Here is a 23,706-nt window from a genome sequence, read left to right on the forward strand (position 1 = left end):
TTAACCTGGTTGTAGATTATCACTTAGCGATGTTGATTAATTATTTATAAAATGTGTAGTGAATATGGAGAGTGAGTCTGGTAAAATTTTAAGAAAATTTCTTGATGAACTTTTCCAAAAAGTACCTGTCAAAAGACATCAAATTGAAAATTAATGTTTGTAATTGAGTTAAAGAGCTTTAAGCATGACGATAAAAGTGCTTTCAGGGTAAAATGCATGTTGTCATCAGCACTGTGGAAGAAAATATGAACAACAACAATCTGATTATCGTCGCAGAAGACGATGATGACATCGCTGCCATACTGACAGGCTATTTACGTAAGGCAGGTATGAAAACCTTAAGAGCCGAAGACGGTGAGCAGGCAATCAATCTTACCCGTCTGAACAAGCCTGATCTCCTGCTATTGGACATCCACCTGCCCGTGTACGATGGCTGGAATGTTCTCACCACGTTAAGAAAGGAAACGAATGTACCGGTCATCATGGTGACAGCACTGGATCAAGACGTTGATAAACTGATGGGGCTACGGCTCGGGGCTGACGACTATGTGATAAAACCCTTCAATCCATCTGAGGTTATTGCCAGGGTTGAAGCAGTGCTTCGCAGAACCAGACCGGTTGCAGAGTCTACACATTCACGGCCTTTAAGAACGCCTTTTTTAACGATTTATCCTGATGAGTTTTACGTTGAAATCACTGCACAAGGTGAGGTTTCCACGCCAGTACTAACCACCACTGAGTTTAAACTTTTAACCTATCTGGCGAGAAACCCGAGAAAAGTCTGTTCACGTGAAGAGTTACTCGATGCGTGTTTACCTGAGGGAGACACGCTGGATCGTACTGTAGACAGTCATATGAGTAAACTTCGGAAAAAGCTTGAACATGCCGGATTGAGGGGCATTCCGGAAAGCATCCGAGGATTAGGCTACCGGTTGGGTGACAAAAAATGAACAAAGAAACAATTCTGAGCCGTCAGATTTTGACATATATGTTGTTGTTAACGTTTGTTATTATTGCCATTGCAATACTCGGTTCCTACTTATTTTATAGTTTCCTGATTTATTACCTGCCGGGTGGAATGAACGAAGGTAGTGAAGATGCTATGACATTCCTTGACTGGATGTGGATTCTGATGGCGTCCATTACCAGTCTGGTCGTTGCACTTTTCTTTACCGTAAAGCTGTCTGCAAGAATATTCAACCCACTGAATGACGTCGCATACAGCCTGAAACAAATCTCTCAGGGAAACCTTAGTGCCAGAGCATTTAACAGCAGTTCTAAGTTGGGAGAGATGAATAGGCTCGTCAATGACTTTAATGAGATGGCTGAAAAGTTACAGACGCTGGATACGCAGCGAAATTTATGGAATGCTGCAATTGCTCATGAACTCCGGACGCCGGTGACTATCTTACGTGGGAGGCTTCAGGGACTGGTTGACGGCGTTTTCGAACCAGAACCGTCGTTATTCAGAAACCTTCTTAAACAAACTGAAGGTCTGACCAACTTAATTGAGGATCTCCGCGTCGTGAGTTCGTCAGGAGGAGCAGGATACTCCTTGATGCTGAGTGAAGTCGATCTCAAGGCCACGATTTCAAATGCGCTTGATACCTTTTGGCCGGACTTTGATAAAAAGCATTTCAAAATTGTCACTGAGATTAACCATCAGTATTGCGTTTGCGATCCCTTACGCATTATTCAGTGCCTCACCGTTCTTTTTGATAATGCCTTGAAATATTCCACATCACAAACGCTTTTAATAAAAAATGGTATTACAGGAAACGATAATTTTATTATCGTTCAGGACAAAGGACCTGGAATTCCTGAAGAACTCCAGAAGTCCTTATTCCAGCCTTTTCAACGAGGAGAATACGCCAAAAATATTAATCCAGAGGGCTGTGGTTTAGGGTTGTCGGTAGTTAAAGCCATTATGTGCGCCCACGGCGGAGACGTTAGCTATAGTTTAACACCAGAAAATGGCTCACTTTTCAAACTCTCATGGCCTGTTTAAGGGCATGAATACACAGGCTCGATCGAACCTGTTTTAGCAACAGACAGATCCCACATACTGCCGAGTTTTGCGTCCCAAATTGATGGGGTGATTTTAAGTTTGCCTCTTTTGGGACTTAATGTTATTTCGCTGAAATAGATATCATCTCCTTTTAGCATAAGATCGACGCGGCAGTAGTCTATTTCTTTTGCTAAGTCCTGGGCGGCAATAACGGATTTATGAAATGATTCTGGTTCATCAACCGGCAATGGCGTGTTTGGGTATTCCATCTGAAAGGGTTGTAAATTCCACGCTCTGTCATAAACGTTAATGAATTCGTTTCCATCGCTGTCAGTAAAGTCGGCCTCGATAAAACATGCCACACCGTGAAAGCAATGTATTCTTATCATTTCCGGAGTTATATTCCGGTGTTTACTGGAAAATAGATCCAGATACATTTCGCATAGGATCACGGGGGGTATGTTTTTATACTGCCATTCTCGGGTCGTATAATACATATTCTTTTTAAGAGATAGTTTTAATTTGCTTTTAATCTTAGCGGGATCAATATTCGTTTTGTCCGTGCATATGACCGCGCTACCACTATCATGATTGCATTTCAAAACAAATTTTGAGGGCAGTTTGTCGAAATCAATATCATCAACTCTGTTATAAACACCTACTAAAGGAATAAGCTTAATTAAGTTAGTCCGTTTCTCAACATACTCCCTGACCAGAAGTTTATCAGCAAGCAATGTATAAAATGGGTTGTGGATAAATAAAATGCGATGGCAAATTTTCTCATTAAGCGTTACAGGGTTGAGTAAATCCGGATATGTGCCAGATATTTCTCTTAACCTGTCTGCATGAAATGAAATGTCATTAGTCAAAATTGTTCTGCATTTTCTCAATAAATATTCAATGTATTTGATTTGATAGTTTATTTTGTTCATAACACCTCCTGTTCAGAAAGGAAATTCTGACAGAGGTTTGTTGATTTATTTTTTGCAAATTATGGAGAGTATATGGACCGACTTGCTTCTTTATTAACAGAAATTAATCCGGACCATTGTCCGCGCCTTGCACGAATCGGAAAAGTTAACTGCACTGAAGATCCGCTCTGAACTAAGAGCGGATCTTCAGTGCAAAAGAACAGCAAGGCCCGCCTTTGTGATTAATACTGCCTTATCTACAACTGCTGAGTTACCCAGCTACCATTTTCAGCGAAAAATACCGTCGCATCGGCTCCATTGACCAGGGATATTTGAGGAGGTATGTGGCCAATATCAACATCATACAGTACGGGCACGGCAATATTCTCAAAAGCGGCTTTAAGGGCATCCAGATAATTATGTTTAGTCGGGTCGCTTACGTCGGGTGCAGCACTTCTGCCGATAAGAACACCATTTAAGTTATCAAACCAACTCTGTAATCGTAAGCTAAATAATGCGCGTGTAAATTCACAGGGAGCCATTTCCACATTTTCAAAATAGAGGATTATTCCTTGAGGGCTATTGCTCGCCTTGAACAAGGGCACATTCCCGAATGGTGTACCTGCTAACCTGGATATTATTTCGAGGCAGCCGCCGATCAGTTTCCCGCTAAATGTCAGAGAAGATGTAACACCATCAAGGCGTTTCCACTGTGTTTTTTGGGTCAGATTGAAACCTCCGTCTGACGCTGTTCCCCATTGATTTTCATCCGCTTGAAATGCTGTTGAAGAGTACTGTTTGATTACAGTTCCCCGATTCGATTCCAGAATTTCCCATACGGCCTGAGTGGTGGCATCTAACTTTTGAGCGCCAAGATCCATGAGGTTCGGCCCATGCAAAGTAGCCCAGCCCGATATCGTCGTCAGTGGGAAATGAAGTGTACTAAGATCTGAAAAGCCCACAAACCATTTTGGTTTAGACCGGGACAACAGATCAAAATCAATCAAATCAAGTAATTCCATCGCCAGATCACCGCCCCAAGGTGGCATAACAGCTTTTATATCTGGGTCAGTAAGATAAGACATTAATTCTTCAACGCGAGAAAATTTAGTGGCGCTTTTATTTTTGTGCTGCGAGCGTAAGCAGCGTCCTTCGCGGACCTGGTAACCTCTTTTCTTTAGGTTTTTTATGGCGAGTTCCAGTCTGGGATGCAGATGTTCAGGTACGCCAGAAGAGGGAGCGGTTACACCAATAACATCTCCTGGAGCCAGCCTGGGTGGAAAGAGGACACTCATGGATAAATCCTTTTCAGAACATATAGAATTCCATAATCCATAATTAAAGCCAGGATGTAAAATTAACAGGCGAACACTCCGCTTGTTTTTTCTATGAGCCTTTAAAAGGTCTGCTCATGGCACCCAAGGGACTTTACCGGCGTAGATGATGCGTCAGGCAACTAATCCTCAAAAGTGCTTACTGCTTATTCGCGGGACCGCCGGCTGATTTGGGTTGGATCATGACGACTACTCTTTTAGCTATTCCCGGTTTCCCCTTTTCAAAGCGCCATTTACTCATCATTTTCTCGATGATTTTATGTTCAAACTCCGGAGTCGTTGTCGATTCCAGTATCTTAACATTCTGAACTCTGCCATCTGAATCAACATCATACTGAATCCGCAGAGCATTCGGCAGGAGGTTTCCGTTCTTATCATGAGTGGTAATTGCTGCATTTGCAGAGGAAATGCTGCCTGAAGGTGTGCTGGCGCTGGCCGGTATACCGGCGCAGAGTGCCAGGAACAATGGCAGAATCAGGGTGAATAGTCTGATAGCTTGCATAAATCGTCCGAACTCCAAAATTAACCATGAATCTTCACGTTACCAACGGTGCGAGTGACAGGCTACCAGATGAAATGATCAGTGAATACCGCGTCTTCAGCGGCAATCCCTTTGACCTTCTTACCAGGCGCTTCGTACCACATCCTTTCCCAAGGTCGTTTCACTATCAGGACTAGTGGGAGCTGAGCGAGTGTATCAATGATTCCTTTACCAGCTGTCAGCTCGTCAGGGAACATGACCGATCTAACATCCTTAAGTGATGAGAGACGACCATGGAGTTCGTCCGTAAAGGTAAAATGCGTCGTGCCCGGATTTTCAGAGATACACACTGGTACAGACAGGTGCCGGGTAACGGTCTCGAAGCGTGAGAAGACTTCGTCGTCACGGAGTGACTGGTAGCTGACCGCCGGGAGTAACAGGACATTCGCGCCAGCTGCCTGGGCATCATCAGCCAGATGTAGAATGGCGTCGATACGGACCGATCCCACACAGACCATAACCGGGATGTCCCCGGCATGCTGTTTTGCCAGAGTGGCTACGCGCTTGCGCTGCTCCCGGGTCAGATAGGCGTAGCGTGCGGTTGACCCCAGGATGCCCATAGAATCAACCCGAGCATCTGTACGGCGGGAAAGCATATGGCTGAACCCCTTTTCATCCACGCCGCTGGCGGTTATTGGGGTTAATGTAAACGCCGATAACCGCTAAACATACCTGTTTCTCCTGAAGGATATTACTGCTGTTGTTCTTCGATGAGAGCAACGTCAAACCACAGGCCGGGCATCATTTTTTGCAGGCCGTCGGTCAGCATCTTCCCGGCTTCGTGCAGTTTCTCCAGCGGCATCTGCGGCAGGCTTTCCAGAATGAACCACATTTGCTGAGCGTCCACGCCCAGACGGGTTCTGATCCCCTGTCGCCAGTTCCAGCGGCGGCAGGTCGCGCCGGTGTCATCACACCAGATAACTTCTCCTTGTGAAGGATATTCAACGGCCGTTTCACCCTCTTTGACGGTATCAAAAGGCTCTGTTCCGTTTGCCACAGCCAGACGTGGTGAACCCTGATAGGCAGAGATATTCTCCCCACCAACCGGTACGGCGTAGCGGAGACTCACGGCGTTATAAAGATCAACGATGGGATCGAGCGCGGGCATCGTTCCGTCACGTAATACGCGCTTACGTAACGCATCAGCTGAGCAAGGGGTGCGTTTAGGTTTAGCACCAAACTTTTGAAAAACGTCGGCCCAGGCTGCCAGATGAGATCCCGCCCATTCCGGTTCGCCGGCCAGAACGCCTTCACAGGCTTCCCGCAGCGCGATTTCTCCAGCGTCGGGATGGAGCACTGGCGCAGCTTTTACGCAGATACTGAGTGCCCGAAAACCTGGGGCAATACGATAAATTTCAGGGGCAATTGACGGAGATACTGTTAACACGTGATAATCCTGTAATGACTAATTTATTCCATGATAATGACCGATGACCAAAAAAGTCAATTTAATGACCGATGCAAATTCTATCGTCAACACGGTGAATGAAGCCGTATCTCAGCGAATTAAACAGTATCGTAAGCAAAAGAAAATCTCCCTCGATGAACTCTCCCGTCGGGCAGGCGTCAGTAAGGGAGCGCTGGTTGAGATAGAGGGATGCCGGGCCAATCCCAGCATTGCCCTGTTATGCCGCCTGGCTGCCGCGATGGGAGTTTCGGTGGCTGATTTTGTGGATGTCAGTTCCAAACCGACTGTGCATCTCATCGCTGAAGATGAGATCCCAGAATTGTGGGAAGGTGAAAAAGGCGGGAGAGCAAGACTGCTCGCAGGGTCGGGTGGCCCTGATATGACCGAGCTCTGGATGTGGGAAATGCAGCCGGGGGAAAAGTTTGCTTCACCGGGCCACACGGAAGGAACGCTTGAACTGTTTTATGTTCAGTCGGGCACGCTCACATTGGGGGTAAAGGACCATTTGTATCGGGTAAAAACCGGCTGTTCGGCAACGGCCAGAACGGACGTTCCTCATTTCTACGAAAACCAGGGGGAGAGCCCGCTGGTATTTATCATGACAGTACATGAGAAAGCATCCTGAGTGGTTGCCCGGTATGCCTGTAGGGCTTGTCTCATCAAAGCAAGTTTGCAAGGAGTCGTTTAGTGGATAATCAGCATCTGCGTTTTACCCAAGGCCAGTTTACTGTCACAACCGATCCCGCCTTTTTTCAGCTGGAAGCCATTCACGATTACCTCTCGCAATCGTCATGGGCGGCAGGCATTGATGCTGAAACGGTCAGGATATCAATCCAGAACAGCCTTTGTTTTGCGCTTCTGGATGGAACAAGACAAATCGGCTTCGCCCGTCTGGTCACCGACTATGCCACTTTTGGTTATTTGTGCGACGTCTACGTGCTGAACGAGTATCAGAAAAGTGGTCTTGGTCGTTGGCTGATTGAATGCTGTCACGCCCATCCTGTGATGTCACGCCTGCGACGGATAATGCTGGTAACCTCTAGCGCGCCCTGGCTCTACCAGAAGCTTGGGTATAACCCATTGAACCAACCAGATTTTGTCTGGCAAATCAATCGACCCGATATTTATCGTCAACCCGGGCAAAAGTAAGACTATTTTTTGAGAGTAATGATAAATGTTAATCCGTAGGGCCCGTCCCTCTGATGCAGAAGAGCTTGCCATTTTAGCCGAACGCACCTTTAGAAAAACGTTTGAAGCGGGTAATACTCAGAAGGATATGGAGCTTCACTGCCAGGCAAGTTATTCAACAGATATTCAGTTGCAAGAAATCCTCAGAGAAGACTGGATTACATTAGTCTGCGAATACGAAAGCAAACTGATAGGGTATGCCCAACTGAGGTGGGAAGCATTTCCTCCCTGTGTAAATAGCATTCACGCCGGGGAAATCCTGTGTCTGTATATCGATGAACCTTATCATGGCAAAGGTTTTGCAAAAGCGCTGATACACAAGTGCTTTGCTGAATTTGCGGCACAGGGATCGGATATTGTCTGGTTAGGTGTCTGGGAACATAACCCAAGGGCAATCTCTTTTTACCGTAAGCTTGGGTTTACCGAGGTGGGTGAACATATCTTCCAGGTTGGGACAGATCCCCAGAGAGATATCATTATGAAACGCTCAACGGGTGTTAGCTGAACAAACATGACGACGTCCGCTCTGGCACACAGCAGGCGTGATCGGCACCAGGGGACGTCACGCGCTAGCGGCTAAGCGTAGCGCCGGCTCGGAAAATCCCGGATGGCGGCGCGTGGCGCCTTATCCGGGCTACGCTGTTGCGCCCCTCTTGTGCCATAATTTTGCCGGGTGGCGGCTGCGCCTGACCCGGCCTACCAAACTATTCGCGCCCTTCGTCGGCCCGCGCCTGCGCAGCGCCGCCGGACAGTTACTGCGCCTGCTGCTGCGCTTGCGCCAGCTGGCGGACGATCGCCTCGCGCCGCGCATCCCCTTCCGGCAGCCGGGCCAGTAACGCCTGCAAGGCTGCCACGGCTTCGGGGTAATCTTCATTACGCACCGCGCTCAGGGCCAGCATCTCCAGCACCGGCAGGCTGTTCGGCTGCCGCTGATGCAGGTCACGCAGCAGCAACTCGCCCATCCGAACCTGACCGTTATCCCCCGCCCGCACCAGCGCGCTGCCGTAATCGAAAGCCGCCGCAGGGTCATCCGCCGCCAGATAATGCGCCCGGCCAAAGGCGCCGATCGCTGTCTCGCCATCGTTCAACAACAGGCCAAGACGCCCAAGCAGCTGCCAGCCGGCGAGGTCGTTCGGCGTAGTCTGCAGATGGCTGCGCAGGCCAAGCCGCAGCTCCGCCAGCTCATCCATACGCAGCGGCGGCGCCGTCGGGTCCTTAACCTGCTGCAATAGCGCAGGATAATGCCGTTCAGCCTGCTGCCAGAGCAGCACCTGGCCAATATCGCTGGTTTTCAGATACAGGCCCAGACTCAGAACCACCAGCAGCAGCGCGCCCGGAAGCAGCGCCCAGCGGCTTAGCGGCCGTTCGCCAGGCTGTGCCTGGGGCGGAATATCCGTCAGCAGCGTGCGCTGCAGCTCGACGACCAGCGCCGGGTTGTCCTCGCCGCGCTCCTGCGCCAGCTCCTGCAGGCGCGACTGGTACAGGACGCGGTTGAGGGCATCGCGGTCCACCGCCCCTTTGCCCGGCCACGGGAAGTACAGCAGCCCCAGCGCGCCAGCCAGCAGCAGCGCGACGATAACCACCAACAGGCTCATCGTTCTTTTCCTTCTTTCAATAATGCCGCCAGCCGCTGGCGCTCTTCGGCGCTGAGCGCCGCGTCAGGGATGTCGCGACGACGCGCGCGGGCGATAATCACCCCCGCGCCCGCCAGCACGAACAGCCCTGGCCCCAGCCACAGCAGCACCGTGCCAGCGGTCAGCGGCGGCTCGTAGCTGACAAAATTGCCGTAGCGGGCCACCATATAGTCAACGATCTGCCCTTTCGTTTTCCCCTGCTGCATCAGCTCGTACACCTTCTGCCGCATATCAGCGGCAATCATCGCGTTTGAGTCGGCGATGCTGTTGTTCTGGCATTTCGGGCAGCGCAGCTGGGAGGTGATTTCGCGAAAGGCCTGCTCCTGGGCCTCATCCTTAAACTGCCAGGTGTCGATGGCGGCCCACGCCTGGCCGGTCAGCATCAGCGCCAGCAGGATGACCATTACACATCTCATCAGCCCGCCCTCCGGTTATATTGATCCCACAGCGGCTGGAGCTCCTCGCGCCACACCCGTTCGTTCAGGTCGCCGGCGTGCCGCCAGCGGATGATCCCCTGACCGTCGATGAGAAACGTCTCCGGCGCGCCATAAACGCCCAGGTCCAGGCCAAGCATGCCGTTGCCGTCGTACAGGCTCAGCATGTACGGGTTCCCCAGGCGCTGCAGCCAGCTCATCGCCTTCTGCCGATCATCTTTATAGTTCATCCCCACCACCCGCACGCCCTGCTGCGCCAGGCCGTTGAGAAACTGATGCTCGGCGCGACAGGTTGGACACCAGGTGGCCCAGACGTTAAGCAGCAGCGGCTTGCCGTCAATCAGCGTGCGCCGGTCCAGCGTCTGACCGGGGGTATTCAGCGCTTCAAGGCGAAATTCCGGCAGCGGTTTGCCAATCAGCGCCGACTCGAGGGTCGTCGGGTCATCGCCATCGGCGTTGCGCATCAGCTGCCAGAACAACGCGGCGGCCAGCGCCAGAAACAGCACCAGCGGGATAAACAGTAGCTTCCGGTTCATGAGGCCTCCTGCAGCTTCTTACGCATCCGGTAGCGCGGGTCGAGCATGCAGCACAGACCGCCGAGGGCCATCAGCACCCCGCCGTACCAGATCCAGCGAACGAACGGTTTATAGTACAGACGCACCGCCCAGCTGCCGTCGCTCAGCTCTTCCCCCAGCGCGGCGTACAGATCGCGGGTCAGCCCGCCGCTGATCGCCGCCTCGGTCATCATCATCCGGCTGGCGGTGTAAAAGCGCTTCTCGGCATACAGCGTCGCTTCCGGGCGGCCGTTGCGGGTCACGGCAATAATGCCTTCGCCGCCGGTCCAGTTGGGGCCGACGATATTGCGCACGCCGTTAAACACAAAGTGATAGTGATGGATATCGATGCTGTCGCCGGGGCGCATCCGTACATCGCGCTCCACGCTGTAGTTCTGGCTAAAGGTGATGCCGATAACGGTCACCGCCACGCCAACGTGACCGAGCACCATCCCCCACTGGCTGCGGGTCAGAGTGCGCAGGCCGCGCCAGAAGCCGTGGCGATGGGTGGCCCGTTCGTGAACCTCCATCAGGGCGAAGATCAGCACCCACAGGGCCATCATCAGACCTATGACCGCCATGGCGGTGATACGGTCCTGCAGCAGCCACGGCAGCGCCAGGGAAAGTGACAACGTCACCACCAGGGCGATAATCAGGCGCTTAATCTGCCTGGCGACGTCATCGCGCCGCCAGCGGATCAGCGGTCCCAGCCCCAGCAGCAGCGCAAACGGCGCCATCAGGGCGGTGAACATGGTATTGAAGAACGGCTCGCCGATGGAGATGCTGCCGAGGCCCAGCTCTTTATGCACCAGCGGCAGCAGCGTCCCGAGGAGCACCACCAGCATCGCGGCCATCAGCAAGATATTGTTGCCGAGCAGGAACGACTCGCGCGACCACAGCGTATGTTCCACTCGCGCGCGCACCCGGCCGCCCTTCAGGGCGTACAGCAGCAGCGATCCGCCGATGGCGACAATCAGCAGTACCAGAATAAACAGCCCGCGTGACGGATCCGAGGCGAAGGCATGCACCGAGACCAGCACCCCGGAGCGCACCAGGAAGGTGCCCAGCAGGCACAGAGAGAAGGCGGCGATGGCCAGCAGCACCGTCCAGGCGCGGAAGCTGCCGCGCTTCTCGGTCACCGCCAGGGAGTGCAGCAGCGCGGTTCCCACCAGCCACGGCATAAACGAGGCGTTTTCCACCGGGTCCCAGAACCACCAGCCGCCCCAGCCCAGTTCGTAATAGGCCCACGCCGAGCCCAGCACGATGCCGAGGGTGAGGAACATCCATGCCGCCTGAGTCCAGGGACGCGACCAGCGCGCCCACGCGGTGTCCAGCCGCCCCGCCAGCAGCGAGGCGATGGCAAAGGCGAAAGCCACCGAGAAGCCGACGTAACCCATATAGAGGATCGGCGGATGGAAAATCATGCCGATATCCTGCAACAGGGGATTGAGGTCGCGGCCATCAATGGGGTACTGCGGCAGGCCGCGGCTGAACGGGTTGGAGGTAAAGAGGATAAACAGCAGGAACCCAAAGGCGATCATCCCCATCACCGCCAGCACCCGGGCGACGGCGTCGAGCGGCATTCGGCGGCTGAATAAGGCGACGGCGAAGGTCCAGACGCTGAGCAGCAGGACCCACAGCAGCAGCGAGCCCTCGTGCGCCCCCCAGGTCGCCGCCACCCGATACCACACCGGCAGCGCGCTGTTAGAGTTTTCCGCCACGTAGCGGACGGTAAAGTCATTGACCACGAAGGCGTGCACCAGCAGCAGGAAGGCGCCGCCGATACAGGCGAACAGCCCACAGGCCAGCGGCCGGGCCAGGGCCATCAGCCGCCGGTCCTGCCGCGCCGCGCCCCACAGGGGATAGACGCTCAGGAGCAGCGCCAGCCCCGCCGCCAGACACAATAAAAAGTTGCCCAGCTCCGGCATCATGGCTGCGCCCCCGTTTTCTCCGGCGTCATGGCGTTTTTCACCTCCGGCGGCGTGTAATTTTCATCATGCTTGGCCAGTACCTGCTGGGCGGTGATATGCCGCTCGCCGTCCAGCACGCCCTGGGCCACCACGCCCTGACCTTCACGAAACAGGTCCGGCAGAATGCCCTTATAGCTGACGTCCACCACCCCGCGGGCGTCATACAGCTTAAAGCGCACGTCGAGGGTTTGCGGGTCGCGCTGCAGGGAGCCCGGCTGAACGTAGCCCCCCACCCGCAGCCGCTGACCGGTATGGGGTAGCGCCCGGGTTTCCGTTTTGCCGTAGATAATTTCCCCCGGGGTGTAGAACAGATCGATATTGCTGCTCAGGGCGTACAGCGTCAGGCTGACGGTCAGCCCGAGGCCGGCGAGCACCGCCAGCACGATATACAGCCGGGTTTTACGACGCGCTTGCATCCGCGGCCTCCTTGTCATGTTCGCGGGCGGCAGCGATCCGCCGCTCGCGCGCCTGCTGGCGTCGCACCTCATGGAATAGTGCCCGCCGCGCCCACAGAGTGTGCACCGTCAGCAAGCCAAAGGCGGCGACGGCCACAGCCACCGCCAGCCAGACGTACAAGGCATAGCCGCCCATATTCAGGAAGGCGGCGAAAGACGAAAAGGCGGGGCTCATCGGGCAGCTCCTTTATTCACCAGCGCTACCACCCACGGTCGACGGCGCTCCAGCTGCAGGATCAGGTTACGCAGGCGCATCAGGGTCAGTGTGACCGACAGCGTGAGGAAGGCAAAGATGCAGATCCGCAGCGGCAGACGCATGCTTGGGTCAATGGTTTGCTGCAGGTTGGTCGAGCCCTGGTGCAGGGTGTTCCACCAGTAGACCGAGTAATGAATGATGGGCAGATTGACCACCCCGACCAGGACGAGGATCCCCGCCGCGCGCCCGGCCAGCCGCCGGTCGTCAAAGGCGTGCCACAGGGCGATGACCCCGGCGTAAAGAAACAGCAGCACCAGCTCTGAGGTCAGGCGGGCGTCCCAGATCCACCAGGTTCCCCACATTGGCTTGCCCCACGCCGCGCCGCTGACCAGCGCCACCAGGGTGCAGACCGCCCCCACCGGCGCCAGGGCGGCGATCGCCAGGTCGGCAATTTTGATCTGCCAGACCACCCCGACGAAGGCCGCAACGGCCATCGCCAGGTACAGCCCCATCGACCACATCGCCGCCGGGACGTGAAGGTACATGATCCGGTAGCTTTCCCCCTGCTGATAGTCCGCGGGGGCGAAGCCAAAGCCCCACCCCAGCCCAATGACCAGCAACAGCGCGCTCAACGCCGCCAGCCAGGGGATCCAGCACCCGCACAGGCGGTACAGCCGCTCGGGGATCGCCAGTTGATGTAACGCTTTCCACATAGACGCTTACTCACACGGTTATGATGGCCGCGCCCGCAGGCGCAGCGAATTATTGCACGGTCAGCCGCAGCGCGGCGGCGGTGGCGAACGGACACAGGGTGGCGCTGGCGGTTAAAAACGCCGCCAGCATCGCCAGATAGCCGCTGACCGGGAGCCCGGCGGCCGCCGCCTGGCAGGCTGCGGTGGCGAAAATCAGCAGCGGCACCGCCAGCGGCAGCACCAGCAGGCTCAGCAGGACGCCGCCGCGCTTCAGACCGACCGTCAGGCCAACCCCCACCGCGCCGAGAAAACTGAGCGTCGGGGTGCCGAGCAGCAAGGTCAGCGCCAGCACGCCGGCATCGTGCAGACTCATCCCCAGCAGCAGCGCCGCCAGCGGCGAGACGATCAGCAGCGGCAGGCCGCTCATCATCCAGTGGGCGACCACCTTGACCAGCACCACCGCCGCCAGCGGCGTCGGCAGGAGCAACAGCTGCTCCAGAGAACCGTCCTGCCAGTCGTCGCGAAACAGCCGATCCATCACCAGCAGCGCCGCCAGCAGCGCGGCGACCCACACCACGCCCGGCGCAATCTGCGCCAGCAGCTGCGGCGCAGCGCCGACGCCGAACGGAAACAGGGTGATGACGATCAGAAAGAACCAGAGCGGATTGAGGATCTCCGCCCCGCTGCGCCACGCCAGGCGCAGTTCCCGGGCCAATAGCGCCCGCATCATTGCACGCCTCCCGCGTCGCCGCCGAGGCGCAAGGTGCGCAACGGGCAGCCCAGCGGCCGCAGCGGCTGATGGGTGGTGAGGATCGCGCTTCCCCCCTGCCGGGCGTGCTGCTCCAGGCGGCGGGTCAGGGTTTCCATCGCCGTGGCGTCGAGCGCGGTGAACGGCTCATCGAGGATCCACAGCGGCGCGTCGGTTAACCACAGGCGGGTCAGCGCCACCCGGCGCTGCTGCCCGGCGGAGAGCTGGCTCAAGGGGAGATCTTCATAGCCCGCCAGGCCGACGGCGGCGAGGGCGCTTTCCCGCTGCTGAAGGCGGCTGGCCGGAAAGAAGAAACGCAGGTTTTCATCGGCGGTCAGCGCCGCGTTGACGCCGGGTTTATGGCCCAGCCACAGCAGCTGACGGTGAAATGACTCCCGGACCTTCGCCAGCGGCTGGCCCTGCCAGCTCACCACCCCGCTTTCCGGGCGCGCCAGGCCGCAAAGGATCCGCAGCAGCGAGGTTTTCCCCGCGCCGTTATCACCGGCGACCTGCAGCAGCTCGCCGGCAGCGAGGGACAGCGTCAGCGCCGCAAACAGCGGTCGATCGTCAACGATGCAGGTCAGTCGCTCTGCATGCAGCATGAAGGCAAACTCCTTGATTCAGACAGTATTTTACGTCTTCGCTAAGTATGGGTTGCGCCGCGCGGGCGACGCAACCCTGACGGTTACTGTCCGGCCCCCGGCAGCTTCGAGATATCGGCGTTGCCTAACGCCTTCTCATCGTGCGCCGCGGTCTCCTTACGCACCTTCGCCACATCGCTGGCGCTGACCGCCGGCGCATTGTTGCCCCAGCTGGTGCGGATGAAATTGACCACATCTGCCACCTGCTGGTCGTCCAGACGCCAGCCAAACGACGGCATGGTCAGGTTGGAGACCGCATTTTTCACCGCCGGCGTGGTGCTCCCGGTCAGAACGATATGGATAAGCGAAGTGGCATCTTCCGTCTGCACTACCGGGTTGCCCTTCAGCGACGGGAAGGCGCGTTGGTAGCCCACGCCGTCGGTGCGATGGCAGGCGGCACAGTTATCAACGTACAGCGCGGCGCCGGTTTTGCTGTCGTTACCCTTCCACAGATCTTTCGCCACGCTGTCTTCCACCGGGGCTGGGGTCTGTTTGCCGCCGCGCGGCGGGAGCGACTTCAGATAGCGGGCGATGGCGGTGATGTCGTCATCAGAGAGATACTGCAGACTGTGCTCCACCACATCGCTCATGCCGCCGAAGACCACCGATTTATCGTTGCGTCCGGTTTTCAGGAACTCGGCCAGTTCGGCTTCGCTCCAGGTTCCCAGACCGTCACGGTTTTCACCGCGCAGGCTGGAGGCAACCCAGCCGTCAATCGGCGCATTGCTGCCCGCCAGGTAATCATCGCCTTCGCTTTCGCTCAGCGCTTTTTCCTGCATCGTCAGACTGCGCGGAGTATGGCAGGCGCCGCAGTGGCCCAGGCCTTCCACCAGATAGCGGCCGCGCTCCAGCACCGGGTCAACCTGCGGGTTGGCGACAAAGTCGCTCGGCGTCGGGGCGAAGATGCCGCGCCAGAACGCCAGCGGCCAGCGCATCGACAGCGGCCACGGGATGTCGGTGTCCTTGTTGGCGGCATTCACCGGTTCCACGCCATGCATAAAGTAGGCGTACATGGCGCGCATGTCCGCTTCACTGATCCGCGCGAACGAAGGATACGGCATCGCCGGATAGAGCGTGGAACCGTCTTTCCGCACGCCCTTGCGCACCGCGTCGTCGAACTCTTCGAAGGTATACCCGCCGATGCCGTGTTCTTTATCCGGCGTGATATTGGTGGAGTAGATGGTGCCGATCGGCGTCTCCATCGGCAGACCACCGGCGAAAGGTTTCCCCGTTTTGCCGTTGGTGTGGCAGGCGACACAGTCCCCCGCCCGCGCCAGATACTCCCCCTGCTTAATCAGATTGCTGTCCACAGGCGCCTCTTCGGCAAAAGCCGCGCAGCTCAATGCCCCAAGCACCAGGGCCGATAACCATTGCATTTTCATCATCTGCCTTCCTTTATGCCTGCACCAGGGGGCCCGGATTTTTCAGATACTGCTCGCGGATCGCCTTCGCTGACCAGTAGGCCAGCGCGGCCACCGTGCCGGTTGGGTTGTAGCCCAGCCCCTGCGGGAACGCGGAGGCGCCGATGACGAAGACGTTATGCACGTCCCAGCTTTGCAGATAACGGTTCACGGCGCTGGTTTTCGGATCTTCCCCCATCACCGCCCCACCGTTCATATGGGTGGTCTGGTAGCTGGTGGTATCAAAGTGGCTGTTGGCGTTTTTCGGGCTGCCGAGGATATATTTCGGCTTCATCGCTTTGGCGATCGGCGCCATCTTATCGAACATAAACTGCGCCATCTTGATGTCGTTTTCCTGCCAGTCGAAGGTCATGCGCAGCAGCGGCTGGCCAAAGACGTTTTTGTAGTTCGGATCAAGATCGAGGTAGTTCTGCCGATAGGACTGGTGCGCGCCGTGGGCATCCATCGACAGGTGATGGGTGTAGGTATCGGCTACCGCCGCTTTCCATTTGCTGCCCCACGCCGGGGTGCCCGGCGGTACCGGGAAACCGGAGATAGGCTTGGTCCCGGCCTGGTTGACCCAGAATGGCGAACCGCCGACAAAGCCGGCCGTGCCGTGGTCGAAGTTGTCGGCGTTGAAGTCGTCGACGCCGACGCCGTTGCCGCCCGCGCCGATAAACGGGTTGGTATAGGTGTCTTTGTCGAAAATGGCCTTGATGGTGGTCATGTTCTGGTAGGCGAAGTTACGCCCCACCACCCCTTCGCCGGTCTCCGGATTGTAGGGTTTGCCGATCCCGGAGAGCAGCATCAGGTGCACATTGTGGAACTGGAAGGCGCCGATAATCACCAGGTCCGCCGGCTGTTCCATTTCGCGCCCCTGGCCGTCGACGTAGGTCACGCCGGTGGCGCGGGATTTGTCGTCGGTCAGGTTGACCTTCAGCACGTTGGCGTTGGTCCGCAGTTCAAAGCGTTTTTCCTGGCGCAGCGCCGGCAGGATGTTCACGTTCGGCGAGGCTTTGGAGTACATGTAGCAGGCGTAGCCGCTGCAGAAACCGCAGAAGTTGCACGGGCCCATCTGCGCGCCGTAGGGGTTGGTATAGGAGTCGGAAGTGTTGGCCGACGGCAGGTTATAGGGGTGATACCCCACTTCCAGCGCCGCTTTTTCAAACAGCTGCGCCGACCAGGTGTTTTTCTGCGCCGGCAGCGGGAAGTCGTCTGAGCGGTCCGGGGCGAAGGCGTTGCCGCCGCGGCCTTTGCCGACGACCTTGCCTTTGATCGACCAGGCGGTCCCGGAGGTGCCGAACACTTTTTCCGCTTTATCGAAGAAGGGTTCCAGCTCGTCGTAGGTGACGCCGAAATCCTGAATGATCATATCCTGGGGGATGAAGTTTTTGCCGTAGCGTTCTTCATAGTGGCTGCGCATCCGCAGTTCGATGGGATCGACGCGAAAATGCACGCCGGACCAGTGTAGCCCGGCGCCGCCCACGCCGGTACCCGGCAGGAAGGCCGCCAGTTGGCGATACGGCACCGCCTGCTGGCTGGTGTTATGCCGGATGGTAACGGTGCTTTTCGACAGATCCTGGAATAGCTTGCGGCGGATGTTGTAGGTCAGCTCGTCAATCACCTGCGGATAGGCGCCGTCCGGCCAGGTGTCTCGCATCGGGCCGCGCTCCAGCGCGACGACGTTGAGCCCGGCTTCGGTCAGCTCTTTGGCCATGATCGCCCCAACCCAGCCGAAGCCGACGATCGCGACATCGGTTTTTTTCAATACGGTGGCCATGATTACGCCCTCTCCCCATTAATTGATACCGGTGGGAAGGGATAGCGTTCGCTTCGTTCAACCCAGTCCATAAAGTCGGCGCGCGCGCCGGGAAAATTAATCAGCGTCCAGCCGACCATGCCTTTATTGCCGCCATGGATCGGGTCGCTGAAGAAGCCTTCGCGGGTGTTCTGCAGCAGATAGGTGAAGAACAGCGAGGCCGGCAGCTGTTTGAACTCGGCTTTGCCGGATTCCCACAGGCCGAGTGCCTCGTCCTGCTGCTCGCTGCTCAGTTCAGCGAAGGTTTTATGATATTTGTCCTGACACCAGGCCTCGGCGTCGGCGATCCCGAGGTTATAGATCTGTTTAGGCACCAGCGGCAGCTGATAGCCCATCTCTTTCGGTACGTCGGGGTTGAAGGGACCCTGCATGTACCAGATGGAGCCGGTGGCGTAGGGGGTATTGAGCTGGCGGTCAATAAACTCCGGCACCCCGGCCTCTTTGGCGCCAGGACCGAGTTCATCCGCCGGGATTAAGCGAGCAACGGCGGCGTTGATAAACACCCACTCACGATCGTTGAAGAACTGCGGCTTCCAGTCGCTGGCCGCCGCGGTGTTCCCGGAAGCGGGCTCAGACGTGGGGGCCGCCTGCGCGGTCGCGCTGCTGGCCACGCCAATGGCCCCTGCTCCCGCGCCGCCGATCACCACCGTCGGGATCAGCGCCATCGATTTCACCAGGAAATCACGCCTGGAATTATTGGTTTTCTCGCTCGACATCATCACATTCCTGTCATTGAAAATTACTGTTTTTGTCGCAGACAAACCCAGTGAATGTCGTGCTGGAACCGATACCATTGCGCTTTCAAACCGCTTAGCGTCTGGCCCGGCCCGGCAAGTCGGATAAAACATCGCCAGAGGCGATATCATTTATAGGGTTATCGTTTGGATAGTAGACGATTCTCAACGAAACGCGGGAAATCGGAGAGAAATTCACCGGAATGTCATCGTGAGAAGGGTGCTGCCATAAACCTTGAGGCGGCATACCGGCGGCGTAGACACCGCACTGAGCTTACCCATGCGCCAAAAAGAGTGACTTGTATCACAAATGTTATTTTTTGTTTATGGTACATGGCAGATTAAACGTCTGTAAATACTCGTTTTAGGAATAATTAAACAATTTGAGCTGTTAAAAAAGTTACTAACCGTTGTTAATTATTTCCCATCTATTTCCTGGCTGAACCGTTCAGCTGGCCATATCCCGTCCACAGGAGAAGAGAAGATATGTTCGATCATGTGAAATTCGGCGTTAGCGACTATGCCGCGAGCAAAGCGTTCTTTTTACAGGCCCTGGCCCCGCTTGGCGTGACGCTGGTCGGCGAAGGCGAGCCGACCTATGGTGCAGAGCTGGCCGGCAGCGGTGATGCCTCTTTATGTCTCTACCAAAGTGCGGAAAAACCGGCACCGCTGCATATCGCCTTTCGCGCCGACAGCCGCGAGCAGGTCGATGCCTTCTGGCAGGCGGCGCTGGCCGCCGGAGGAAAGGACAACGGCGCGCCGGGGTTACGGCCAAACTACCACGCCAGTTACTACGCCGCCTTTGTGATTGCGCCAGACGGGCACAATATTGAAGCCGTGTGCCATCTGGCGGGGTAACGGGCGGTTACCGCTGCGGAAAAATCCACACATCCTCCGCCGGGAGCGTCAGATGGCAGTGTTCGGCATCGCGCAGCGCCGTTCCGTAGGCGCGCAGCGGAAAGTCGTCGCCTTCGGTACGGAACAGGTACTCCCAGCGGTCGCCGAGGTACATGCTGGTCAGCAGCGGGAGCTGGAGGCTATTATCCTGCGCTGCGCCGTCGAGACGCAGGCGCTCGACGCGGATCACCGCCGTCGCCGGCTGGCCAACGCTGACCCCCTCGCCCGCTCGACCCCACAGCGTCCAGCTGGCGCCTTCAACCCTCGCACGACCGTTTTCCAGCGCCGTCACCTTACCGTGCAGACGGTTATTGCTGCCCATAAACTCGGCGGCGAACAGCGTCGCCGGGCTGCCGTACATCTCCTGAGGCGTCCCCTGCTGTTCAATGACGCCATTGTTCAGCAGCAGAATACGATCGGAGATGGCCATTGCTTCATTCTGATCGTGGGTGACCATCAGCGCCGACAGGCCCAGCTTGATGATCAGCTCGCGCAGAAACACCCGCGCCTCTTCGCGCAGCTTGGCGTCAAGGTTGGAGAGCGGTTCATCCAGCAGGATCACCGGCGGGTTGTAGACCAGCGCCCGGCCGATGGCCACCCGCTGCTGCTGGCCGCCGGAGAGCTGGTGCGGATGGCGGTTGCCGAGGTGCCCCAACCCCAGTTGATCCAGCACGCGCTGCACCCGCTCTTTTATCTCCCCGGCGGCGACTTTACGCAGCTTCAGCGGATAGGCCACGTTGTCGAACACCGTTTTGTGCGGCCACAGGGCATAGGACTGAAAGACCAGGCCCAGGTTACGCTCTTCGGCCGGGATTTCGCTGCGCGGCGTGCCGTCGTACACCGTACGGTTGCCGATGGCGATCCGTCCGCTCGTCGGTTTTTCCAGCCCGGCCACCGCCCGCAGTAGCGTGGTTTTGCCGCTTCCCGAAGGCCCCAGCAGCGATACTACCTCCCCCCGGCCAAGCGTCATGGACACCCCCTTCAGCACCGGGTTGTCGCCATAGGTGAGATGCAGATTTTCTACCGATAACTCAATCATGTAATTTCACTCCAAAGCGCAGGGCGATGCCAAGGCCAATCACCACCAACAGAATATTGATAAAGGAGAGCGCCGCGACGATATCAATGGCACCCGCCGCCCACAGCGACACCAGCATCGAGCCGATGGTTTCGGTACCCGGCGACAGCAGATAGACGCCGGTGGAATACTCGCGCTCAAAGATAAGGAACATCAGCAGCCAGGAGCCAATCAGCCCATAGCGCGACAGCGGGACGGTCACGTGGCGGGTGATCTGCCCCCGTGAAGCGCCGGTGCTGCGCGCCGCCTCCTCCAGCTCCGGGCCCACCTGCAGCAGCGTCGAAGAGATGAGCCGCAGGCCGTAGGCCATCCACACCACGGTGTAGGCCAGCCAGACGCTGAAGATGGTGTTGCGCAGGGCGCGCAGCTGCACGATAACGTGTTCGCGCAGCCAGTCGGCCACCGGCAGCGCTGAGAGCCAGCCATGCTTCAGCGACTGATCGAGCCACATCGGCACAAACAGGAACACCCACAGGAAGGCCAGACCGGCCAGCAGCCCCGGCACCGCGCGCGGGACCAGCACGCTGTAGTCGAGAAAGCGGGTGACGTTGTCCGCTTTGCGGTGCATGGCGATGCCGACAAACAGATAGCAGACTACCGCCAGCGCGCCGCCGACGATGCCGATAGCCATCGAGTTGACGATCGCCCGCAGCAGGTTGGGCTGCTGCCAGATATTGTGGAACGTCGCCAGCGACAGCTCATCCCACAGCGACACGCCGACGCCCCAGTTGGAGATAAAGGCGCGCAGCGCCACGCCGAGCAGCGGTACGCCGATGGTCACCGTCAGCCAGGCCACTACCACCGCCCCGGCCACCCAGCGCCATTTGCCCAGCGGCAGCGCCCGCGCCTGCGACGCCTTGCCCTTCATGGTGACAAAACGGTTGGCGGTGCGCATCAGCCGGCGCTGAAGCATCACCAGCGGGATGGTGATGCAGATCAGCACTACCGCCACCGCCGCCATCAGATGGTAGGAGGGGGTGCCGAGCTTGTTGGTCAGCTTATAGAGATAGGTCGCCAGCACCATGTTGCCCTCAGGGTCGCCCAGCACCAGCATCAGACCGAAAACCTCCAGACCGAGGAAGAAGAGCAGCACGCAGGCGTAAAGAATGGATGGCCGCACCATCGGCAGACTCACCGAGGTCATCACCTGCAGCGGCGTGGCGCCGACGGTGCGCGCCGCCTCTTCCACGTCCGAACCGACGCTGCGCAACGCCGAGGAGATATAGAGATAGGCGTGCGGAACGTGGGTTAACCCGGCGATAACCACAATGCTGAACATCGAGTAGATATTCCACGGCACAAAGCCGATCAGCTGCTGCGCCCACTGGGAAAAGAAGCCTACCGGCCCGGCGGCCACCACGTAGCCAAAGCCCAGCACCATCGGCGAGACGAAGATCGGCACCAGGATCAGTGGCTCAATGATCCGCCGGCCGGGTAAATCGGTGCGCACCATCAGAAACGCCAAAATACCGCCCAGCGGAATGGCAATAATCACCAGGCCAAAGGCCAGAATAAACCCTGACCTTAACGCCAGATAAAAATCCGGGTCGGTAAAAATAAAGGCGAACGCTTCCAGACTCCACGATTTGGAGCGGGAAAAGAATGGCGCGGAGAGAAAACTCTGCACCACAATAAATAACAGCGGGACGTAAATCACCAGCGCCGTGATGCACACCACCACGCCGCGCGGCAGCCCCTGCCACTTTCTGCGTAATACATTCATGGTTCATCCCTTTGGTCAGGAGAAAAAACCCGCCGGGTGTGAATAAAGGGCATCGGCGATGCCCCGAAGGAGGATTATTTCGCGGCGGCGCTGCGCCATTGTTTAATAAACTGCAGACGTTTTTGCGGCTGTAAATAATCGAGCAGCGTTTCGTTGACCGGGATCGGTTTTAACGCTTTGCCCAACAGCGCGGTCATACCATCGATATCATTTTTACCTTCAATATCGCGACGAATAGAGGGAATATCCGCCTGGCTGGCGAGGATCTGCTGGCCTTTTTCCGACAAGACATAGTCGAGCCACAATTTCGCCGCATTGGGATGTTCGCTCTCCTGGCTAATAAACGAAACGCGGGAGAGCACCAGCACGTAATCTTTCGGATAGGCGATGCCTAAAGAGGGATCGTTTTTCGCCCGTGCTTCGGCATAGGAGCCAAGGATGTTATAGCCGATCAGGTTTTCGCCAGAGGAGACGCGCTCCATCATCGTGCCGGTGGAAGACTGCACCGTCAGACCGCCTTTAGCGATATTCGCCAGGTCGGCAAAATAGTTCGCGTCGGCCTGGCTGTCCTGCACCGCCAGCATAAAGCCGAGGCCCGATTTTTCGATATCGTAGGTGGTGACTTTGCCTTTAAATTTATCGGCCTGGCTGGCGATCAGTTTTGCCAGCGCGGTATGCGAATCCGGAACCTCATTCTGCGGGATCAGCCGTTTGTTATAGATAAACACCACCGGCTCGTAGGTGGTGCCATAAGCTTTCTGCTGCCAGACCGCCCAGTCGGGTAATTGCTTCACCTCCGGCGAGGCATATTGTTCCGCGTATTCGGTAGCTAATTTCAGCGCGGTATCCATCGACGAGCTCCACACCACGTCCCCGCTGCCGCCCCCGGCGGCCTGCTCGCTGATATAACGGTTATACAGCTCGGTGCTGTTCATGTCGTTATATTCGACTTTTACGCCCGGATATTGCGCTTCAAATCCTTTAATTAACGGCCCGGCCGCTTTGGTATCGGTGGTGGAATAGATAACCACCTTGCCCTCTTTTACGGCGGCATCAACCGTTTTTTGATAATCCGCCGGATAGCCCGCAGGCACCTCCGCCCAGGCGGCACAGGCGAAAACGGCCGTCAGTGAAACCACTAAACCACTTATTTTCTTATACATGATACCAACCTTTAATCATCAATTAATAAACACAAATTTAACATATAGTGGTATCAGCTCCCCTTGCAACGCCGGGGATGGCTTTTTTCTGGCTTTTGTGACACTGGCAGAATTTAAAAATGTGGTGTTTATGGCGTTAATTAAAACGCGATCCCGGCCCCGTTTTTTATCGCCTGTC

At 56.7% G+C, this 23,706-nt stretch carries 25 protein-coding genes and 1 pseudogene; 6 read left to right on the top strand and 20 right to left on the bottom strand.

What is annotated here, in order from left to right; all coding sequences use genetic code 11:
* The first annotated feature begins 245 nt into the window (after nucleotides 1-245).
* Together CWM58_RS05540 and ccrB are read left to right on the top strand one after the other, a co-directional pair.
* Nucleotides 246-950: a response regulator gene (locus CWM58_RS05540; RefSeq protein ID WP_100680474.1), complete on the top strand. Its 705-nt coding sequence runs from the start codon at nucleotides 246-248 to the stop codon at nucleotides 948-950.
* A complete protein-coding gene (gene ccrB, locus CWM58_RS05545) occupies nucleotides 947-2,008 on the top strand; it encodes a HAMP domain-containing histidine kinase CrrB (protein WP_100680475.1) in 1,062 nt (353 codons plus the stop codon). The genes CWM58_RS05540 and ccrB overlap by 4 nt, the downstream gene beginning before the upstream one ends.
* Here ccrB and CWM58_RS05550 read toward each other — a convergent pair.
* The 5 genes and pseudogenes from CWM58_RS05550 to CWM58_RS05570 form a co-directional block, all read right to left on the bottom strand.
* Nucleotides 2,005-2,940, bottom strand: a complete 936-nt coding sequence (locus CWM58_RS05550) for an ATP-grasp fold amidoligase family protein (RefSeq protein WP_100680476.1) — start codon at nucleotides 2,938-2,940, stop codon at nucleotides 2,005-2,007. The two genes, ccrB and CWM58_RS05550, sit on opposite strands and share 4 nt — an antisense overlap.
* Before the next feature lie 236 nt (nucleotides 2,941-3,176).
* On the bottom strand, nucleotides 3,177-4,214 hold the full coding sequence (locus CWM58_RS05555) for a S66 peptidase family protein (RefSeq protein ID WP_100680477.1): 1,038 nt from the start codon (nucleotides 4,212-4,214) through the stop codon (nucleotides 3,177-3,179).
* Between the two features lie 178 nt (nucleotides 4,215-4,392).
* Nucleotides 4,393-4,755 (bottom strand): TonB family protein, encoded by a 363-nt coding sequence (locus CWM58_RS05560; protein ID WP_038422683.1) that lies wholly within the window; start codon nucleotides 4,753-4,755, stop codon nucleotides 4,393-4,395.
* Between the two features lie 227 nt (nucleotides 4,756-4,982).
* Nucleotides 4,983-5,453: pseudogene (locus tag CWM58_RS05565) on the bottom strand (dihydrodipicolinate synthase family protein); the annotation flags it as partial.
* A 32-nt stretch (nucleotides 5,454-5,485) separates the two neighbouring features.
* Nucleotides 5,486-6,181 (bottom strand): B3/4 domain-containing protein, encoded by a 696-nt coding sequence (locus tag CWM58_RS05570; RefSeq protein ID WP_100680478.1) that lies wholly within the window; start codon nucleotides 6,179-6,181, stop codon nucleotides 5,486-5,488.
* A 43-nt stretch (nucleotides 6,182-6,224) separates the two neighbouring features.
* Here CWM58_RS05570 and CWM58_RS05575 point away from each other — a divergent pair, with 43 nt between their 5' ends.
* The 3 genes from CWM58_RS05575 (at nucleotide 6,225) to CWM58_RS05585 (ending at nucleotide 7,895) form a co-directional block, all read left to right on the top strand.
* Nucleotides 6,225-6,827, top strand: coding sequence for a helix-turn-helix domain-containing protein (locus CWM58_RS05575; protein ID WP_100680479.1), 603 nt, complete (start codon nucleotides 6,225-6,227; stop codon nucleotides 6,825-6,827).
* A 62-nt stretch (nucleotides 6,828-6,889) separates the two neighbouring features.
* On the top strand, nucleotides 6,890-7,351 hold the full coding sequence (locus CWM58_RS05580) for a GNAT family N-acetyltransferase (RefSeq protein WP_100680480.1): 462 nt from the start codon (nucleotides 6,890-6,892) through the stop codon (nucleotides 7,349-7,351).
* A gap of 25 nt (nucleotides 7,352-7,376) precedes the next feature.
* Nucleotides 7,377-7,895, top strand: a complete 519-nt coding sequence (locus CWM58_RS05585) for a GNAT family N-acetyltransferase (protein ID WP_046620139.1) — start codon at nucleotides 7,377-7,379, stop codon at nucleotides 7,893-7,895.
* Nucleotides 7,896-8,142: 247 nt separating this feature from the next.
* Here CWM58_RS05585 and ccmI read toward each other — a convergent pair whose 3' ends face one another.
* The 12 genes from ccmI to CWM58_RS05645 all read right to left on the bottom strand — a co-directional run bounded on the left by ccmI (nucleotide 8,143) and on the right by CWM58_RS05645 (nucleotide 18,652).
* Nucleotides 8,143-8,985 (bottom strand): c-type cytochrome biogenesis protein CcmI, encoded by an 843-nt coding sequence (gene ccmI, locus CWM58_RS29010; RefSeq protein WP_100680481.1) that lies wholly within the window; start codon nucleotides 8,983-8,985, stop codon nucleotides 8,143-8,145.
* Nucleotides 8,982-9,428, bottom strand: coding sequence for a cytochrome c-type biogenesis protein (locus CWM58_RS05595; RefSeq protein WP_162493314.1), 447 nt, complete (start codon nucleotides 9,426-9,428; stop codon nucleotides 8,982-8,984). Before CWM58_RS05595 ends, ccmI begins: the two co-directional genes overlap by 4 nt.
* Nucleotides 9,429-9,439: 11 nt before the next feature.
* Nucleotides 9,440-9,994, bottom strand: a complete 555-nt coding sequence (locus CWM58_RS05600; RefSeq protein WP_008804532.1) for a DsbE family thiol:disulfide interchange protein — start codon at nucleotides 9,992-9,994, stop codon at nucleotides 9,440-9,442.
* The gene (locus CWM58_RS05605) at nucleotides 9,991-11,943 is read right to left on the bottom strand and encodes a heme lyase CcmF/NrfE family subunit (protein ID WP_023297787.1); all 1,953 of its coding nucleotides are present in this window, start codon (nucleotides 11,941-11,943) and stop codon (nucleotides 9,991-9,993) included. The genes CWM58_RS05600 and CWM58_RS05605 overlap by 4 nt, the downstream gene beginning before the upstream one ends.
* Complete coding sequence (gene ccmE, locus CWM58_RS05610; protein ID WP_004143391.1) at nucleotides 11,940-12,398, bottom strand: cytochrome c maturation protein CcmE; 459 nt, start codon at nucleotides 12,396-12,398, stop codon at nucleotides 11,940-11,942. Before ccmE ends, CWM58_RS05605 begins: the two co-directional genes overlap by 4 nt.
* Complete coding sequence (ccmD, locus tag CWM58_RS05615) at nucleotides 12,382-12,612, bottom strand: heme exporter protein CcmD (protein WP_004203001.1); 231 nt, start codon at nucleotides 12,610-12,612, stop codon at nucleotides 12,382-12,384. The genes ccmE and ccmD overlap by 17 nt, the downstream gene beginning before the upstream one ends.
* The gene (locus CWM58_RS05620) at nucleotides 12,609-13,346 is read right to left on the bottom strand and encodes a heme ABC transporter permease (protein ID WP_100680483.1); all 738 of its coding nucleotides are present in this window, start codon (nucleotides 13,344-13,346) and stop codon (nucleotides 12,609-12,611) included. The genes ccmD and CWM58_RS05620 overlap by 4 nt, the downstream gene beginning before the upstream one ends.
* Before the next feature lie 49 nt (nucleotides 13,347-13,395).
* On the bottom strand, nucleotides 13,396-14,055 hold the full coding sequence (gene ccmB / locus CWM58_RS05625) for a heme exporter protein CcmB (RefSeq protein ID WP_012541449.1): 660 nt from the start codon (nucleotides 14,053-14,055) through the stop codon (nucleotides 13,396-13,398).
* Entirely contained in the window at nucleotides 14,052-14,675 is a 624-nt protein-coding gene (gene ccmA, locus CWM58_RS05630; RefSeq protein ID WP_100680484.1) for a cytochrome c biogenesis heme-transporting ATPase CcmA, read from the bottom strand. The genes ccmB and ccmA overlap by 4 nt, the downstream gene beginning before the upstream one ends.
* Nucleotides 14,676-14,758: 83 nt before the next feature.
* Nucleotides 14,759-16,099, bottom strand: coding sequence for a c-type cytochrome (locus CWM58_RS05635; protein WP_165785693.1), 1,341 nt, complete (start codon nucleotides 16,097-16,099; stop codon nucleotides 14,759-14,761).
* A 10-nt stretch (nucleotides 16,100-16,109) separates the two neighbouring features.
* The gene (locus CWM58_RS05640; RefSeq protein WP_100680485.1) at nucleotides 16,110-17,894 is read right to left on the bottom strand and encodes a GMC family oxidoreductase; all 1,785 of its coding nucleotides are present in this window, start codon (nucleotides 17,892-17,894) and stop codon (nucleotides 16,110-16,112) included.
* A gap of 2 nt (nucleotides 17,895-17,896) precedes the next feature.
* Nucleotides 17,897-18,652 carry a gluconate 2-dehydrogenase subunit 3 family protein gene (locus CWM58_RS05645; protein WP_165785695.1) on the bottom strand — a complete coding sequence of 252 codons (756 nt, stop codon included), beginning with the start codon at nucleotides 18,650-18,652 and terminating at the stop codon, nucleotides 17,897-17,899.
* Nucleotides 18,653-19,153: 501 nt separating this feature from the next.
* Between CWM58_RS05645 and CWM58_RS05650 the strand changes: the two genes are divergently transcribed.
* Complete coding sequence (locus tag CWM58_RS05650; RefSeq protein ID WP_061154292.1) at nucleotides 19,154-19,525, top strand: VOC family protein; 372 nt, start codon at nucleotides 19,154-19,156, stop codon at nucleotides 19,523-19,525.
* A gap of 7 nt (nucleotides 19,526-19,532) precedes the next feature.
* Here the strand turns inward: CWM58_RS05650 and CWM58_RS05655 are convergent, their stop codons facing one another.
* The 3 genes from CWM58_RS05655 to CWM58_RS05665 form a co-directional block, all read right to left on the bottom strand.
* Nucleotides 19,533-20,603 (bottom strand): ABC transporter ATP-binding protein, encoded by a 1,071-nt coding sequence (locus CWM58_RS05655; protein ID WP_008804521.1) that lies wholly within the window; start codon nucleotides 20,601-20,603, stop codon nucleotides 19,533-19,535.
* Nucleotides 20,596-22,365, bottom strand: coding sequence for an ABC transporter permease (locus tag CWM58_RS05660; RefSeq protein ID WP_061154291.1), 1,770 nt, complete (start codon nucleotides 22,363-22,365; stop codon nucleotides 20,596-20,598). The genes CWM58_RS05655 and CWM58_RS05660 overlap by 8 nt, the downstream gene beginning before the upstream one ends.
* 74 nt (nucleotides 22,366-22,439) lie before the next feature.
* A complete protein-coding gene (locus CWM58_RS05665) occupies nucleotides 22,440-23,528 on the bottom strand; it encodes an ABC transporter substrate-binding protein (protein ID WP_012541442.1) in 1,089 nt (362 codons plus the stop codon).
* Nucleotides 23,529-23,706: the final 178 nt, after the last annotated feature.

It is taken from the genome of Klebsiella sp. H-Nf2 (assembly GCF_002806645.1).
GTDB lineage: Bacteria > Pseudomonadota > Gammaproteobacteria > Enterobacterales > Enterobacteriaceae > Klebsiella > Klebsiella variicola.

Excerpts from the sequence above, each read along its gene's own strand:
- CWM58_RS05660 (WP_061154291.1), bottom strand. The coding sequence starts at position 22,365 with ATGAATGTATTACGCAGAAAGTGGCAGGGGCTGCCGCGCGGCGTGGTG.
- CWM58_RS05560 (WP_038422683.1), bottom strand. The coding sequence starts at position 4,755 with ATGCAAGCTATCAGACTATTCACCCTGATTCTGCCATTGTTCCTGGCA.
- ccmA (WP_100680484.1), bottom strand. The coding sequence starts at position 14,675 with ATGCTGCATGCAGAGCGACTGACCTGCATCGTTGACGATCGACCGCTG.
- CWM58_RS05640 (WP_100680485.1), bottom strand. The coding sequence starts at position 17,894 with ATGGCCACCGTATTGAAAAAAACCGATGTCGCGATCGTCGGCTTCGGC.
- CWM58_RS05650 (WP_061154292.1), top strand. The coding sequence starts at position 19,154 with ATGTTCGATCATGTGAAATTCGGCGTTAGCGACTATGCCGCGAGCAAA.
- CWM58_RS05600 (WP_008804532.1), bottom strand. The coding sequence starts at position 9,994 with ATGAACCGGAAGCTACTGTTTATCCCGCTGGTGCTGTTTCTGGCGCTG.
- CWM58_RS05665 (WP_012541442.1), bottom strand. The coding sequence starts at position 23,528 with ATGTATAAGAAAATAAGTGGTTTAGTGGTTTCACTGACGGCCGTTTTC.
- CWM58_RS05595 (WP_162493314.1), bottom strand. The coding sequence starts at position 9,428 with ATGGTCATCCTGCTGGCGCTGATGCTGACCGGCCAGGCGTGGGCCGCC.
- CWM58_RS05635 (WP_165785693.1), bottom strand. The coding sequence starts at position 16,099 with ATGATGAAAATGCAATGGTTATCGGCCCTGGTGCTTGGGGCATTGAGC.
- CWM58_RS05585 (WP_046620139.1), top strand. The coding sequence starts at position 7,377 with ATGTTAATCCGTAGGGCCCGTCCCTCTGATGCAGAAGAGCTTGCCATT.
- CWM58_RS05655 (WP_008804521.1), bottom strand. The coding sequence starts at position 20,603 with ATGATTGAGTTATCGGTAGAAAATCTGCATCTCACCTATGGCGACAAC.
- ccmI (WP_100680481.1), bottom strand. The coding sequence starts at position 8,985 with ATGAGCCTGTTGGTGGTTATCGTCGCGCTGCTGCTGGCTGGCGCGCTG.
- CWM58_RS05605 (WP_023297787.1), bottom strand. The coding sequence starts at position 11,943 with ATGATGCCGGAGCTGGGCAACTTTTTATTGTGTCTGGCGGCGGGGCTG.
- ccmD (WP_004203001.1), bottom strand. The coding sequence starts at position 12,612 with ATGAGCCCCGCCTTTTCGTCTTTCGCCGCCTTCCTGAATATGGGCGGC.
- CWM58_RS05645 (WP_165785695.1), bottom strand. The coding sequence starts at position 18,652 with ATGATGTCGAGCGAGAAAACCAATAATTCCAGGCGTGATTTCCTGGTG.
- ccmE (WP_004143391.1), bottom strand. The coding sequence starts at position 12,398 with ATGCAAGCGCGTCGTAAAACCCGGCTGTATATCGTGCTGGCGGTGCTC.
- ccrB (WP_100680475.1), top strand. The coding sequence starts at position 947 with ATGAACAAAGAAACAATTCTGAGCCGTCAGATTTTGACATATATGTTG.
- ccmB (WP_012541449.1), bottom strand. The coding sequence starts at position 14,055 with ATGATGCGGGCGCTATTGGCCCGGGAACTGCGCCTGGCGTGGCGCAGC.
- CWM58_RS05555 (WP_100680477.1), bottom strand. The coding sequence starts at position 4,214 with ATGAGTGTCCTCTTTCCACCCAGGCTGGCTCCAGGAGATGTTATTGGT.
- CWM58_RS05540 (WP_100680474.1), top strand. The coding sequence starts at position 246 with ATGAACAACAACAATCTGATTATCGTCGCAGAAGACGATGATGACATC.
- CWM58_RS05550 (WP_100680476.1), bottom strand. The coding sequence starts at position 2,940 with ATGAACAAAATAAACTATCAAATCAAATACATTGAATATTTATTGAGA.
- CWM58_RS05575 (WP_100680479.1), top strand. The coding sequence starts at position 6,225 with ATGACCAAAAAAGTCAATTTAATGACCGATGCAAATTCTATCGTCAAC.
- CWM58_RS05620 (WP_100680483.1), bottom strand. The coding sequence starts at position 13,346 with ATGTGGAAAGCGTTACATCAACTGGCGATCCCCGAGCGGCTGTACCGC.